Genomic DNA, 13,942 nt, shown 5'->3' with positions numbered 1-13,942 from the left:
TGGATGTCTCCTGTCATTTCTTACCTCGCCCCGCTTGCGGGGAGAGGTCGGATCGCATCGCAGATGCGATCCGGGTGAGGGGGACTCTCAGCGAGTCCTTGTGTGTGGAAGCAGCCCCTCACCCCAACCCTTCCCCCGTAAGAACGGGGAGAGGGAGAGGCGGGCAGCTCGCTTATCTCTCGTTCGTAAACACGATCGTGCCCGACGCCGCGAACATTCCGCCGACGCCGTGGCACACCGAAATCTTCGCGTTGGGCACCTGCGCCGGCGCTGTGCCGCGCATCTGGCGTACGCTCTCCTGAAGCGCGTACATGCCGTACATGCCCGAATGCATGTAGGAGAGCCCGCCGCCATTGGTATTCAGTGGCAGCTTGCCGCCCGGCCGCGTGTTGCCGTCGGCAATGAAACTGCCGGTCTCCTCATAGGGCATGAAGCCGAGATCGCCCAGGCCGAACAGCGGCAGATGCGCGAACGCGTCATAGATCATGAGATGGTCGACATCCTCGTGCGCGATGCCGGCCTCCTTGAAGGCAAGAGAGCCTGCGACCTTGAAGGCGCGCGAGGAGTTGAAAGTTTCCATCTGGCTGACCATCGGCGTTTCCACGCTCTCGCCGGTGCCCATGATGTAGATCGGCTTGCGCGGAAAATCCCCGGCGCGGTCGGCCGAGGTCAGGATCAGCGCGCCGCCGCCATCGGTGACGAGGCAGCATTGCAGCAGCCGGAACGGATAGGCGATCATGCGCGAGTTGAGGACGTCGGCGACCGTGATCGGCTCTTTCATCATCGCTCGCGGGTTCTTCGCCGCCCATTCCCGCTGCACCACCGCCACCGCAGCAAGCTGCTCATGGGTAATGCCGTAGGTCTTCATGAAGCGCAGAACGGGAATCGGGAACATGCTGGGCGGTCCGTACACGCCGTAAGGTGATTCGAACTGACCATTGAGGCTGTCCGGCGCGGTAAAGCGCGGCTGCTTGCCGATCATCGACTTTCCGCTCTCGGCATGGGTGATCAGGACGGTCTTGCACAGGCCGGCCTCGATCGCCGCTGCGGCGTGACGGACATGCAGCATGAACGAGCATCCGCCGACCGAGGTACCGTCGACCCAGGTCGGCTTGATGCCGAGATAATGGCAGACCTGCTGAGGTGTCTCGACCGCGGTGGCAAAGCCGTCGATGTCGGACAGCTTGAGGCCGGCGTCCGCAATGGCATTGAGCGCCGCATCCGCATGAAGCTGGAGCTGCGACATGTCGGGGATGACGCCGAGCTCGGTGGTCTCGGCCGCGCCCACGACGGCGACCTGGTTCCTGCGCATGGCCTATCCCTTCGCCGGACGGAACACGGGGAGGGTGATGGCGTCGTCGAGCGTCTGGAAGGCGACCTCGAGCTTCATGTCGAGCTCGAGCGCTTCCGGCGTCTGCGGGCAGTCGATGATGTTGCTCATCATCCGAGGTCCCTCCGCAAGCTCGACCACCGCGATCGCGTAAGGCGGCGTGAAGCCCGGCGCGGCGGGACGGTGGTTGATCACGTAGCTGTAGAGAAAACCCTTGCCGCTCGCCTTGAAGACAGAGACCTTGCGGGAGGCGCAGGAGGGGCAGAAAGGGCGCGGCGGGAAATAGACATGAGCGCATGCGTCGCAGCGTTGCAGACGCAGCTCGCCCACTTTCGTGCCGTCCCAGAAATGCTGCGTCTCAGGCGTCGGTTTTGGTCGCGCGCGCTGCGGTTCGGCCATTGCGGCTGATCCTCCCAAGTAAGTCCTCCCAAGGCGCAGGCTTCACGCACGCCTGTTTCGATCTTGATGCGACAATTGACTATTGGCCGTCAACGGTCCAGCGATGTGCGCGCATGGTAAGTATACCGTCGCGCGCGCAATGCTTGTGTCGAACTGAGCCAGCGCGATAGATTGCGCGTGCCAATATTCCGCGAGACAGACATGCCCAACCTTCCGACACTGGCGAAGCTTGCCGAAGACCTCGAGAGCGGCCGCACAACCTCCCGCAAGCTGGTTGAGGAGTGCCTTTCCAGGATCGCCGATCCGGCCGGCGAGGGCCGACGCGCCTTCATTGATGTCGACAAACAGGCCGCGCTGACTGCGGCAGATGCGATGGATGGCTTGCGCGAGGTCAACGCAGCACCGTCGCGCTACGCCGGCATTCCGATCTCGATCAAGGACCTCTTCGACGTCAAAGGGCAGGTAACGCGCGCCGGGTCCCGCGCGCTCGACGATTCCGATCCGGCAGAGCACGACGCGGAGGCGGTGGCGCGGCTGCGTCGCGCCGGCTTCATTATGATGGGGCGCACCAACATGACCGAGTTCGCCTATTCCGGCATCGGCATCAATCCGCATTTCGGCACGCCGAAGGGCGCCTGGAACCGGGCTGAGGGCCACGTGCCCGGCGGCTCGTCCTCGGGCGCGGCGGTGTCCGTGCTGGACGGCATGGCGCATGCTGCACTCGGTACCGATACCGGCGGCTCCTGCCGGATCCCTGCGGCCTACAACGGCATCGTCGGCTACAAGCCGACGCAGCGTCGCGTGCCGCTCGATGGCTCAGTGCCGCTGTCATTCTCGCTCGACAGCATCGGACCGCTGGCGCGAACGGTCAGTTGCTGTGCCATACTCGACGCCGTGTTGGCGAACGAGCCGATAGTTCCGCTGAAGCCGCGCCCGGTGAAGGGCATGCGGCTGGCGGTGCCGACCACCATTGCGCTCGACGACCTCGATGCAGCAGTGGCGCAGACCTTCGAGCGCGCGCTGGAAGCGCTCGCCAGTCACGGCGCCACCATTGAGCGCGTCGAGATGTCGGAATTCCACGACATCGGCCCGATGAATGCCAAGGGCGGTTTCGCGGCCGCCGAAAGCTTCGCCTGGCACCGCTATCTCATCACGGCCAAGGGCGATGTCTATGATCCCCGCGTTGCGGTGCGGATCATGCGCGGCGAGGCGCAGAGCGCGGCCGACTACATCGATCTCCTCAACGAGCGCCGCTCGCTGATCGTGCGGGTCAATGCGCGGATCGCGCCCTATGACGCGCTGGTGCTGCCGACCACCGCCAACACGCCGCCGAAGATCGCCGATCTTGCCGATGACAAGGCGTTCACCACGGCGAATCTGCGTGCCTTGCGCAACTGCACCCTGATCAACATGATCGACGGTTGCGCCATCTCACTGCCCGCCCATCGCGAGGGGGAAGTTCCCGTCGGCGTCATGCTGGCGGGCGCCGGCGGATCGGATCGTCGTATTTTCGAGCTTGCTGCCGGTATGGAGGCCGTGATCCGTGTTTGACCTAACCTTCACCGTCGATGCCCAGGATACGACAACGCCGCTGACGCTTGCGATCAACCACGCCGTCATTGCCGGCTGGACCGGCCGCGATCCCGTCGCGCGCGACAAGCACATTGCCGAGCTCGAGGCCGTCGGCATCGCGCGACCGGCATCGACGCCGATCTACTACCGCGTTTCGGCGCGGCGGCTCACGATGGAAGACAGCATCGAATGTTCGGGCGGCGAGTCCTCCGGCGAGGTCGAATTCGTGCTGATCGGCTGGCAGGGCCGCATCTTCGTCGGCTGCGGCTCCGACCACACCGACCGCAAGGTCGAGGCCTACAACGTGACCGTCTCCAAGCAGATGTGCGACAAGGTCGTGGCCCCCGTGTTGTGGGAACTCGAGGAGGTCGCCGACCACTGGGACCGGATGATCCTGCGCTCCCACGCCTGGATCAACGGCGAGCGGGTGCTCTACCAGGAGGGCACGCTGGATGCGATGCTGCCGGTCGACGACCTGATCACGCGCGGCTTCGACGGCAAGAGGCTGCCCGACGGCTGCGTGATGTTCGGCGGCACCTTTGCGGCCAAGGGCGGCATCCGCCCCGCCGATCGCTTCGAGTTCGAGCTCGAAGACCCCGTGCTGAAGCGCACGATCCGGCACGCCTATGACGTGATCACGCTGCCGGTGCTGGGCTAGGTTCCTCTCCGGAAATCGGGTGGCTGCTGCCGCGGGAATTTGCGACCGTCATTCCGGGGCGCGACGAAGTCGCGAGAACCCATAACCATGATCGGGGGAGTATGGATTCCGGGGCCTGCGTCTTCGGCGCATCCCAGAATGACGGAACTGATAGGGTGATCGCAATGGCAATCGCGAAACGCGTTCCTGCCGCCCATGGGGCGTCCGACATCGCCGCTCGCGTCGATGCATTCGACTGGGCGCACATCGAAGGTGAACTCGACGCCCAAGGTTGTGCCGTCCTGAAGAGCCTGCTCACATCAGACGAATGCCGCGCCGTCGCCGCGATCTATCCCGACGACGCGCATTTCCGCAGCCGTATCGTCATGGGCCGCCACGGCTTTGGCCGCGGCGAGTACAAGTATTTCGCCTATCCGCTCCCGGACCTGATCGCGCGGTTGCGGCCGGCGCTGTATGCGCATCTGCACGGCGTCGCCAATCGCTGGAACGAGACGATGAGAATCGACATCCGCTATCCCGCCGCGCATTCGGCGTTCCTCGAGCGCTGCCACGAGGCGGGCCAGAGCCGGCCGACGCCGCTGCTGCTGCAATATGAAGCCGGCGACTACAACTGCCTGCACCAGGACCTCTATGGCGAGCACGTGTTCCCGATCCAGGTCGCGATCCTGCTTTCCGAGCCCGGGCGCGATTTTACCGGCGGCGAGTTCGTGCTGACCGAGCAGCGTCCGCGCATGCAGTCGCGCGCCGAAGTCGTGCCGCTCGCGCAGGGCGATGCGGTCGCCTTTGCGGTGCATCATCGCCCGGTGCAGGGGACGCGCGGCACCTATCGCGTTAATCTGCGCCACGGCGTCAGCCGGATCCGGACCGGCCAGCGCCATACGCTGGGTGTGATCTTTCATGATGCAAAGTGAGCGCGGCCGTTGACGGCGGATTTGTTCGACAGCCTCGCCGAGGCGCAGCCGTCGCGCGAAGACATCGCGGACGGGGCCGTGCTGCTGCGCGGATTTGCAGGGCCGATCGAGCGCCAGCTGATCGCCGCCGTCCGCGCGATCACGGCGCAGTCGTCGTTTCGACAGATGACGACGCCCGGCGGCTACCAGATGTCGGTGGCGATGACGAATTGCGGCGAGCGCGGTTGGATCACCGATCACACCGGCTATCGCTATGACCCGATCGATCCGCTGTCCGGGAAGCCTTGGCCGGCGATGTCGCCGATATTCCGAGACCTGGCGAGACGGGCGGCCGAGGAGGGCGGTTTTTCCGGCTTCGCGCCCGATGCCTGTCTCGTCAATCGCTACGAACCCGGTACGCGGTTGTCGCTGCATCAGGACAAGGACGAACTGGATCTCTCAGCGCCGATCGTCTCGGTCTCGCTCGGGCTTCCTGCGACCTTCCTGTTCGGCGGCATGACGCGCAGCGACAAGCCTCGCCGCTTCCGTCTGGTGCATGGCGACGTCGTGGTCTGGGGCGGACCGTCCCGGCTCGCCTATCACGGCGTCGCGCCGCTCGCCGACGGCGAGCACGCGCTGCTCGGCCGCCAACGGATCAACCTGACCTTCCGCAAGACGCGCTGATCTATCCCCTCATCCTGTAAGGAGCGCGTTTGCGCGCGTCTCGAAGGATGAAGGCCGAGACGCGAGAGACGGGCCTTCATGGTTCGAGACGGCGCTGACGCGCCTCCTCACCATGAGGAACTACGGCTTCGGCGGATGAATGAACGCCCACGGGCTCACCTCGGAATCCCGCGGCACTTCGATCGACAGCAGATACGGCCCGCCATGGGCTAGCGCCTTCTCGAGTGCGGCCTTGAAATGATCCGGTGAGGTCACGCGCGCGGCGGCGACGCCAAAGGACTCCGCGAGCTTGACGAAATCCGGATTGACGAGGTCGGACGCCACCACGCGGCCGTCAAAGCGCTCGCGCTGGTCGCGCCGCACGTTGCCATAGGCATTGTTGTTGAACACCAGCGTCACGACGGCGATGTTGAACTGCACGGCGGTGGCAAGCTCCTGCACGCCGAACATGAAGCCGCCGTCGCCGGTTATCGCAACGACCGCCCTGTCGGGATTGGCGACCTTGGCGCCCAGCGCAGTGGGAAAGCCGGAGCCGAGCGTGCCCTGATAACCCGAGGTAATGAAGGTGCGCGGCTCGTAGATCGGAAAGCCGTACCAGGAGGCGAAACCGACCTGCGACAATTCATCGGTGACGATGGCGTTCGCCGGCAGCATCTGGCGCAGAATGTTGAGATACGCCATCTGCGGTTGGATGCGCTGGATCTTCGCGTGCGCGGAGGCGGTCGCCTCGCGGATCGCGGCGCGGCGGCCGCTGGTCTTGCTGTAGCCCGCCTTGCGCACGGCGGCGGCGAGATCGGCGGTCGCGGCCTTGGCATCGGCAACCACCGCCGTGTCTGCGGAAAAGCGCCGCATCTCGACCGGATCGATATCGATCCGGATGCACTTCAATCCGTCCGGACGATACGGCCAGCGCGACATGGTCGGCAATTCGAGCCGCGTGCCGATGCCGATCATGAGGTCAGTGTTCGGCCACAGCTTGTAGGCGGCTGCCATGGTGAGTCCAAGCTCGTGCGCATTGGAGACGATGCCGCGGCCGCTGCGGAAAGCCACCACCGCCGCATCGATCATCTCGGCGAGCTCGAGGATCTCCTCGCGCGCATCGATCGCGCCGCTGCCGACGAAGATCATAGGTGTCTTCGCGGCCTTGATCAGTGCTGCGGCCTGCTTCACGGCGTCGGGATCGGGCTGCGGTGCTGGCAAGGGCGCGAGCACCTGCGCAGCGGCCGTTTCCGCGCGCTGCGTGAAGATGTCCCAGGGCATCTCGACCGAGGCGGGGCCGCGACGTCCCGACAGCATCTCCTGGAACGCACGCGCGACCACCGTCGGCGCGTTGGCCGGCGCTTCGATCCTGTCCGCCCATTTCACATAGCTGCGCAGGGTCGCGAGCTGATCCGGCATCTCATGCAGGTGCCCGCGGCCTTTGCCGAGAAACGCCGTCGGCACCTGGCCGGTGACGCAGAGCACCGGTTCATTGCAGCCGAAAGCGGTGAGAAGCGCAGCGCTCGCATTGAGCACGCCGGGGCCGGGCACCACGCTGAACACGCCGGGCCTGCCGCTCGATCGCGCATAGCCGAACGCCATGTAGCCGCAGGCCTGCTCATGCCGCGCGCCGATCACCTTGAGCTGAGCCTGGTGGAAGGCGTCGAACAGGCCATAGACCTGCGCGCCCGGCAGGCCGAACACGGTGTCGACGCCATGGGCAACAAGGCCGCTTACGATCGCTTCGCCGCCGGTGAGCGTAGTCATGGTTGTCTTCCAATTCAGATGTCAGGCTTCGTCGACGACGCCGTTGCGCAACAGGCCGATGCCCTCGGCCTCGACGTCGACGACGTCACCGGGCTCGAGATAGCGCGGCGGATCAAAGCGCGCGCCGGCGCCGGTCGGCGTGCCCGTGACGATGATGTCGCCGGGGACAAGCGTCGCAAACGTCGAGATGTAGTTGATGAGATAGCGGAACGGGAAGATCAGCCGGCTGGAGCGGTCGTCCTGCCTGAACTCGCCGTTGACGCGCGTGGTCAGGCGAATGTCGGCGATCTGCGATTCCTCGGTGTAGGGCACCAGCCACGGACCGAGGCTGCCGCTGGAATCGAAATTCTTTCCCTGCGTGACGTTGAACTTGGCGTGTCGCAGCCAGTCGCGCACCGAGCCTTCGTTACAGAGCGTGAGCGCCGCGACGTGATCGAGCGCGGTGCTTTCCGGAATGTGCCGGCCGGCCTTGCCGATCACCAGAACGATCTCGCCTTCATAGTCGAGTTGCGCGGAGGCGCGCGGGCGCACCAGCGGTGTCTCGTGGCCGACGAAGGAGCGGGGCGAGCGCATGAACATGCTCGGATATTTCGGCAAGTCCTGGCCGTCCTTGTACTCGGCATTGCGGTCGGGATAGTTGACGCCGATGCAAATGATCTTTTCCGGCGCAGGCACCGGGGGCAGCCAGGTGATGTCGGCGATCGCATGATCCGGCGTACGGTCGGCAGCTTCTTCTGCAAAGCTTGCCAGCTTGCCCGCCGCGATCACCTCGCGCAGCGTCGGATAGTCCTTGGCGTGGCGCGCGGAGAGATCGACGAGGCCGCCGTCGACGACGGCGCCGTATCTGGTTGCACCCTTGACGGAATAGGTGGCGAGGCGAGGGCGTGCCATCACTCAGTCCGCCACCAGCACGTCGGCCACGAATTTCGGCTCGCGCACCGCCTGTCCCGCGAACGGCGAGCCCTGCTCGAACCACGAGCGCGGGGCCGGCGCGCCCCACAGCGTCTGCCTGCGCGGATCGCGCAGCGACCAGCGCAGTGGCTCGTGATCGTGGTCGCCGGTGAAATAATCGCTGGTGTAGAGCTCGAGGCGATGGCCGTCGGGATCGCGGACATAGAGGAAGAATGCGTTCGAGATGCCGTGGCGCCCGGGACCGCGCTCGATGTTCTTCACGAATCCCGCCGAGGCCATCACGTCGCAGAGATGGATGATGTTCATCGCCGTCGGCGTCCAGTAGGCGAAGTGGTGCAGGCGAGGGCCTTTGCCGTTGGTGATCGCGAAGTCATGTACATTGCCCTTGCGATGCATCCAGGCGGCGGCGATGCGGCCGTTCGGCCCATCCTCTTCGGCATATTCGGTGAGGCGGAAGCCGAGCCTTGCGTAGAAATCGACCGTGTCCTGCACTTCGGCGGCGAAGACGTTGAAATGATCGAGCCGCTGCGGGTGGCATCCCCGGTAGAGATCATAGCGCCGGAGCAGATGCGGCCGCTTCTCCATCGATGCGTAGAGCTCGATCTGGAAGCCGAAAGGATCGGTGAATTGCAGCGTGCGGCCCTGGAAGCGCTGCTCGACGAACGCGTGCTCGAGACCGTTCTCGGTGAGGAAGGCGGCCGCGTTGTCGAGATCCTTCTCGTCGCCGACCTTGAAGCCGAGGCGGTTGCAGGCCGGCATGGCGGCCTTGCGTAGCACCAGCGAATGATGTTGACGCTCCTCTGCGCCGCGAAGGTACACGACGTTGTCGTCGGCATCTTCTACATGCAGCCCGACCGTGGTCTCGTAAAATTCGCGGCTGAGCTTCAGATCGGTCACGTCGAGCACGGCGTGGCTCGAACGGATGATGTTGAAGGGCGGCTCGAAGATGTGTTGCGGTACGGGCATTTGCGTTTCCCCTCTCCAGTCCATCATTCCGAGGCGGACCGTCGGGACCGAACCCGGAATCTCGAGGTTCCGGGTTCGATGCTTCGCATCGCCCCGGAACGACCGTGATTCTAAATTCCCAGTTTCTGAATCTTGTGCGTGCCCCGCGCGAGCGAGACGTGCTTGGTTTCCATGTAGAAGTCGAACGAATAGTCGCCGCCGTCGCGGCCGATGCCTGAGGCCTTCATGCCGCCGAACGGCGTCGGCAAATGGCGGATGTTTTCCGAGTTCAGCCAGATCATCCCGGCTTCGAGCGCGTCCGCGACGCGCAAGCCGCGGCCCATGTCGTTGGTCCAGACATAGCCGGTCAGGCCATAGCGGATGTCATTGGCGATCTCGACGGCTTCGGTCTCGTCGCGGAAGGGCAGCACGGTCAGAAACGGGCCGAACACCTCCTCCTGCGCCACGCGCATCTTGCTGTGCGCGCCGGTCACCAGCGTCGGCTGCACGTAATGCCCGCCGCCGGGGCCGTCATGGGCCCTGCCGCCGGCGGCAATGACCGCACCCTCCTGCCGTGCGACGTCGAAATAGGAGCAGACCTTGGCGAGGTGCCGCTCGTGGATCAGCGGCCCGATCTCGGTCGCGGGATCGAGAGGGTGGCCGACCCTCAGCGCCTTCACGCGCGCGGTGAGCTTCTCGACGAAATTCTCCGCGATGCTCGCCTGGACCAAAAGGCGGCTGGACGAGGTGCACCGTTCGCCGTTGAGCGAGTAGATCATGAACACGACGGCATCGAGCGCGCGGTCGAGATCGGCGTCGTCGAACACGATCACCGGGTTCTTGCCGCCGAGCTCGAAATGCACGCGCTTCAGAGTCGGCGCGCCCTGCTTCATGATTGCCGAGCCGGTTGCGCTCTCGCCGACGAAGCCGATCGCCTTGATCGCCGGATGCTCGGTCAGCGCTTTGCCGGCCTCTTCGCCAAAGCCATGCACGGTGTTGAGCACGCCGTCAGGGATTCCGGCCTGCTTGGCCAGCCTGGCGAGGAGATCGGCGGTGACCGGCGACCATTCGGCCGGCTTGTGCACGACGGTGCAGCCGGCGGCCAGGGCAGGAGCGATTTTCCAGGTCGAGAGCATGAACGGCGTATTCCAGGGCGTGATCACGCCGACGGGGCCGATCGGTACGCGGGTGGAGACGTTCCAATGCTCCTCGCTCGGTGTGTTCAGGCCGTCGCGGGCCTCCGCGCATTTGTCGGCGAAGAAGCGGAAATTCTCGGCGGCGCGGATCGCGGCCTTCGCCATGAAGCGATAGGCCTGACCCGTATCGATGCATTCGAGCACGGCGATGTCGTCGGCATTGTCCTCGATCGCGTCGGCGACCCGATGCAGCAGTTTGCGCCGCATCGCGGGCTCCATGTCGCGCCAGGGCTTGAAGGCGAGGGCGGCCGCGGTCGCGGCGCGGTCGATATCCTCGGCATTGCCGCGGGCGACGCTCGCGAGTGTCGCGTCATCGACCGGCGATTTCGTCTCGAAAATCTCGCCCGAGATCGAGGCGACGGCCTTGCCGTCGATCATGTGCCCGATGCCGTCGGCGCGCAGCTTTTTCAGCAGCGGTGCGGCGCGGTCGCGGTTGGCCTGGAACACATCGCCTTTCGGTATGGGCTTATCCATGGGCGGCCTCCACTTTCAGAGCATCGTGGATGTTGTTGCGCTTCCAACTCGTCTCCTTGTCGTTGATCTGCATGTCGAACGACAGGGCGAACTTCGAGCTCGCGAAGACAGGATCGAGATATCTGGAGAGCGTCTGGAAGACGTGTTCGCCGGCTTTCTTGCGTGTGGCGAGATCGCGACCTTCGCCGATGCGCAGCACCATGTCGAGAAAAGCAAGACCTTTGCTTCCATCGGCGATCGCGTAATGCTCGCATTTGATCGCGCGGACGCGGACTCCACCGACCGGGAAGATGCCGGTCTCCACCGCCGCCTTGCGCACGAGCTCGCACAGCGCGCCCATATCGACGCGGCCGTCGAGATTGGCCGAATATTCGATCGTGAAATGCGGCATGGCGGTTTCACTCCCTGTGCTTCTCGTTTGTCAGGCGAAGTAGCAGCTCACCGAGCCGTAAGCGCCATAATCGGCTTGAATTGTGTCGCCCTTACGGGCCTCGATCGGACGGATGAAAGAGCCGGCGAGCACGACCTGGCCGGGCTCCAGCGCAAGGCCGAGCTGCGCGATCTTGTTGGCGAGCCAGGCCACGGCGGTGGCAGGATGATTGAGCACGCCGGCGGCAAGCCCGGTCTCCTCGAGCTGGCCGTTCTTGAAGCACAGCGCGCCGATCCAGCGAAGGTCGGCTTCCAGCGGCCGGATCGGTCGGCCGCCGAGCACGATGCCGGCATTGGCTGCATTGTCGGCGATGGTGTCGAAGATTTTTCGCGTTGCCTTGGTCTTGGGGTCGACGCGCTCGATCCGCGTGTCCAGAATTTCCAGCGCGGGCACCACGAAGTCGGTAGCGTTGAGCACGTCGAACATCGTGCAGGCGGGACCTGAAAGCCGCCTGCTCATGATAAAGGCAAGCTCGGCTTCCACACGGGTGCCGATGAAGCGGTCCGTCGGCACCATTCCGCCATCGGCAAAGAACATGTCGTCGAGCAGCACGCCGGAATCCGGCTCGTCGATGTTGAGCGCGCTCTGCATCGCCTTCGAGGTCAGGCCGATCTTGTGACCTTTGACGATGCGGCCCTCGGCGAGCTTGATGTCGACCCAGGCCTTCTGAATCGCGTAAGCATCGGCGATGGTGATCGCGGGATAGTCCTGCGAGAGCTGCCTGATTTGCGCACGCGTCTGCTCCGCCTGGTGCAGACGTTTCGCGCATCTCAAGATATCGTCTTTGGAAAGCGCCATCCGTGATCTTACAAATCGTAATGCCGAGATATTTAACATGTTAAGTGAACTCGTCAAACCCAATTCGGGCTTGCTGCAATGCAAACATCTCGAGGTTTGAGGGCGGGCGCCATGGCGAAGAAGAAACCGGCCGATCCTGCGAACGCAAGCGCGCCTGCCGTGCGACAGGTGCCGATGCGCGAGTTTTCGCGCTCGTTGCCGATGGCGCTGCTGAGGGCGCGCGAGGCAGTGATGCGGCAGTTCCGGCCCTCGCTGCGCCAGCATGGTCTCACCGAGCAGCAATGGCGCATCCTGCGCGCGCTCGCGGCAATCGACACGGTCGAGGTCACGGAACTCGCGCGTACGGCGTTTCTTCTCGGGCCGAGCCTGTCGCGCATCCTTCGCGATCTCGAAGCCCGCCATCTGATCGAGCGGAAGACGGCAAAAGAAGATCAGCGCCGCAGCATGGTGTCGATCTCGGAGAAAGGCGTGAAGTTGATGGCGGTCGTGGCGCCGACGTCGGAAGCGATTTATGCGGAGATCACGCGACGCTTTGGCGCACGCAAGCTCACCGAGCTTCAGGAGATGCTGGGCGAGCTCGAGCAGAGCCTTTCAGAACTTGGAAGTGCGGACGAGGCAATAGCCGAGGAGTGAAACCAGATATGCGCGCGAAAGCGGCAAGAAGCATGGACATGGCCGCTTTTTTTCGCTCAAAGTGCCGCCCAAGCCGATCCGCCCAAAATCGGCGCCGTCACTGATGTCGCATCTTCCGCGGCTTCATTCGGCAGGGAACAAGGAAGAGGCGAACAGACCCGTTATGGTCATCATTCAGGTTCAGAAGCTGATCGACTTCGTCACGGACGTGTTTTCGCATGCGGAGTCGTCACCGGAGGAAGCCAGACGTATCGCGACCTATCTGACGACAGCCAATCTCACCGGCCATGACAGCCACGGCGTGATCCGTGTGCCCGTGTATATCCGCTGGAAGAAGATCGGCTCGGTGGTGCCGAACCAGAGCGCCGAGGTTGTGCTCGACACGCCTTCGCTCGCAGTGGTCGATGGCAAGTTCGGCTATGGCCAGACGGTCGCACCGCAGGCGGTGAAGATCGGCATCGAGAAGTGCAAGAAGGCGGGCCTCGCAGCAGTCGCGCTGCGCAATGCCGGCCATATCGGCCGCGTCGGCGACTGGGCCGAGATGGCCGCGGCTGAAGGGCTGGTCTCTGTTTATTTCGTCAACGCTGCAGGATCGCTGTTGGTCGCGCCGTTCGGCGGCGTCGAGAAGCGGCTCTCGACCGCGCCCTATTGCGTCGGCATCCCGCGCGAGGGCCAGGATCCGATCGTGTTGGACTTTGCGACGTCGATCGTCGCCGAGGGCAAGGTGCTGGTCGCAAGCCGCGGCGGCAAGAAGCTGCCCAAGGGCGCGCTGGTGGATTCCGACGGAACGCTGAGCGAGGACCCGGTCGTTCTCTATGGGCCCTACACGCCTGACGGTCTGCGCGACCACACCCAGGGAACGGGCGCGATTCGCGCTTTTGGCGAGCACAAGGGCTCGGGCCTTGCGTTCATTTGCGAGCTGCTCGGCGGCGCGCTCACGGGAACCGGCGCCACCTCCGGCGGCCGCCGCTTCGCCAATGGCATGCTCGCGTTCTTTGTCGATCCCAAGGTGGTCGATACCTCAGATGTTTTCGACGCCGAAGTGTCGCGCTATGTCGACTTCATCCGGGCCACCAAGCCGATGGCCGGCGTCGAACATGTCCTGATCCCCGGCGACCCCGAGCGGAAGACCCGGGCCGAGCGCACAAGGAACGGCGTGCCCTTGCCGGATGAAACCTGGGCGGCGATAGTGAATACAGCCCGCGACGTCGGTGTCAGCGAGACCAGCATTCAGAGGGCGACGAGCTAGGCTTGGACGCAATTCGTCATTGCGAG

At 64.5% G+C, this 13,942-nt stretch carries 14 protein-coding genes; 6 read left to right on the top strand and 8 right to left on the bottom strand.

The window, feature by feature from the left end:
• Window positions 1-172 precede the first annotated feature (172 nt).
• Both QA640_RS29695 and QA640_RS29690 read right to left on the bottom strand, forming a co-directional pair.
• The gene (locus tag QA640_RS29695) at window positions 173-1,312 is read right to left on the bottom strand and encodes a thiolase (protein WP_283036415.1); all 1,140 of its coding nucleotides are present in this window, start codon (window positions 1,310-1,312) and stop codon (window positions 173-175) included.
• Between the two features lie 3 nt (window positions 1,313-1,315).
• Complete coding sequence (locus tag QA640_RS29690) at window positions 1,316-1,729, bottom strand: OB-fold domain-containing protein (RefSeq protein WP_283036414.1); 414 nt, start codon at window positions 1,727-1,729, stop codon at window positions 1,316-1,318.
• 201 nt (window positions 1,730-1,930) lie between these two features.
• Between QA640_RS29690 and QA640_RS29685 the strand changes: the two genes are divergently transcribed.
• The 4 genes from QA640_RS29685 to alkB all read left to right on the top strand — a co-directional run bounded on the left by QA640_RS29685 (window position 1,931) and on the right by alkB (window position 5,533).
• Window positions 1,931-3,280 (top strand): amidase, encoded by a 1,350-nt coding sequence (locus tag QA640_RS29685; protein WP_283036413.1) that lies wholly within the window; start codon window positions 1,931-1,933, stop codon window positions 3,278-3,280.
• Window positions 3,273-3,959 (top strand): DUF2848 domain-containing protein, encoded by a 687-nt coding sequence (locus QA640_RS29680; RefSeq protein WP_283036412.1) that lies wholly within the window; start codon window positions 3,273-3,275, stop codon window positions 3,957-3,959. The genes QA640_RS29685 and QA640_RS29680 overlap by 8 nt, the downstream gene beginning before the upstream one ends.
• 164 nt (window positions 3,960-4,123) lie before the next feature.
• Complete coding sequence (locus tag QA640_RS29675) at window positions 4,124-4,870, top strand: 2OG-Fe(II) oxygenase (protein WP_283036411.1); 747 nt, start codon at window positions 4,124-4,126, stop codon at window positions 4,868-4,870.
• Window positions 4,871-4,879: 9 nt separating this feature from the next.
• Window positions 4,880-5,533, top strand: a complete 654-nt coding sequence (gene alkB, locus QA640_RS29670; RefSeq protein WP_283036410.1) for a DNA oxidative demethylase AlkB — start codon at window positions 4,880-4,882, stop codon at window positions 5,531-5,533.
• 120 nt (window positions 5,534-5,653) lie between these two features.
• Here the strand turns inward: alkB and QA640_RS29665 are convergent, their stop codons facing one another.
• The 6 genes from QA640_RS29665 to hpaH all read right to left on the bottom strand — a co-directional run bounded on the left by QA640_RS29665 (window position 5,654) and on the right by hpaH (window position 12,034).
• A complete protein-coding gene (locus tag QA640_RS29665; protein WP_283036409.1) occupies window positions 5,654-7,279 on the bottom strand; it encodes a thiamine pyrophosphate-dependent enzyme in 1,626 nt (541 codons plus the stop codon).
• A gap of 21 nt (window positions 7,280-7,300) precedes the next feature.
• Entirely contained in the window at window positions 7,301-8,170 is an 870-nt protein-coding gene (locus QA640_RS29660) for a fumarylacetoacetate hydrolase family protein (RefSeq protein WP_283036408.1), read from the bottom strand.
• Window positions 8,171-8,173: 3 nt separating this feature from the next.
• A complete protein-coding gene (hpaD, locus tag QA640_RS29655) occupies window positions 8,174-9,157 on the bottom strand; it encodes a 3,4-dihydroxyphenylacetate 2,3-dioxygenase (RefSeq protein ID WP_283036407.1) in 984 nt (327 codons plus the stop codon).
• Between the two features lie 110 nt (window positions 9,158-9,267).
• Window positions 9,268-10,806, bottom strand: a complete 1,539-nt coding sequence (gene hpaE, locus QA640_RS29650; protein WP_283036406.1) for a 5-carboxymethyl-2-hydroxymuconate semialdehyde dehydrogenase — start codon at window positions 10,804-10,806, stop codon at window positions 9,268-9,270.
• Window positions 10,799-11,197, bottom strand: coding sequence for a 5-carboxymethyl-2-hydroxymuconate Delta-isomerase (locus tag QA640_RS29645; protein ID WP_283036405.1), 399 nt, complete (start codon window positions 11,195-11,197; stop codon window positions 10,799-10,801). The genes hpaE and QA640_RS29645 overlap by 8 nt, the downstream gene beginning before the upstream one ends.
• A gap of 30 nt (window positions 11,198-11,227) precedes the next feature.
• Entirely contained in the window at window positions 11,228-12,034 is an 807-nt protein-coding gene (gene hpaH, locus QA640_RS29640; RefSeq protein ID WP_283036404.1) for a 2-oxo-hept-4-ene-1,7-dioate hydratase, read from the bottom strand.
• Window positions 12,035-12,145: 111 nt separating this feature from the next.
• Between hpaH and hpaR the strand changes: the two genes are divergently transcribed.
• Window positions 12,146-12,667: a homoprotocatechuate degradation operon regulator HpaR gene (gene hpaR, locus QA640_RS29635; RefSeq protein ID WP_283036403.1), complete on the top strand. Its 522-nt coding sequence runs from the start codon at window positions 12,146-12,148 to the stop codon at window positions 12,665-12,667.
• Between the two features lie 163 nt (window positions 12,668-12,830).
• Entirely contained in the window at window positions 12,831-13,916 is a 1,086-nt protein-coding gene (locus QA640_RS29630; protein ID WP_283036402.1) for a malate/lactate/ureidoglycolate dehydrogenase, read from the top strand.
• The last annotated feature ends 26 nt before the right edge of the window (window positions 13,917-13,942 follow it).

The organism is Bradyrhizobium sp. CB82, assembly GCF_029714405.1.
Classification (GTDB): domain Bacteria; phylum Pseudomonadota; class Alphaproteobacteria; order Rhizobiales; family Xanthobacteraceae; genus Bradyrhizobium.
The sequence above is the reverse complement of the archived record's forward strand: the minus strand, read 5'-3'. Positions and strand labels throughout refer to the sequence as shown.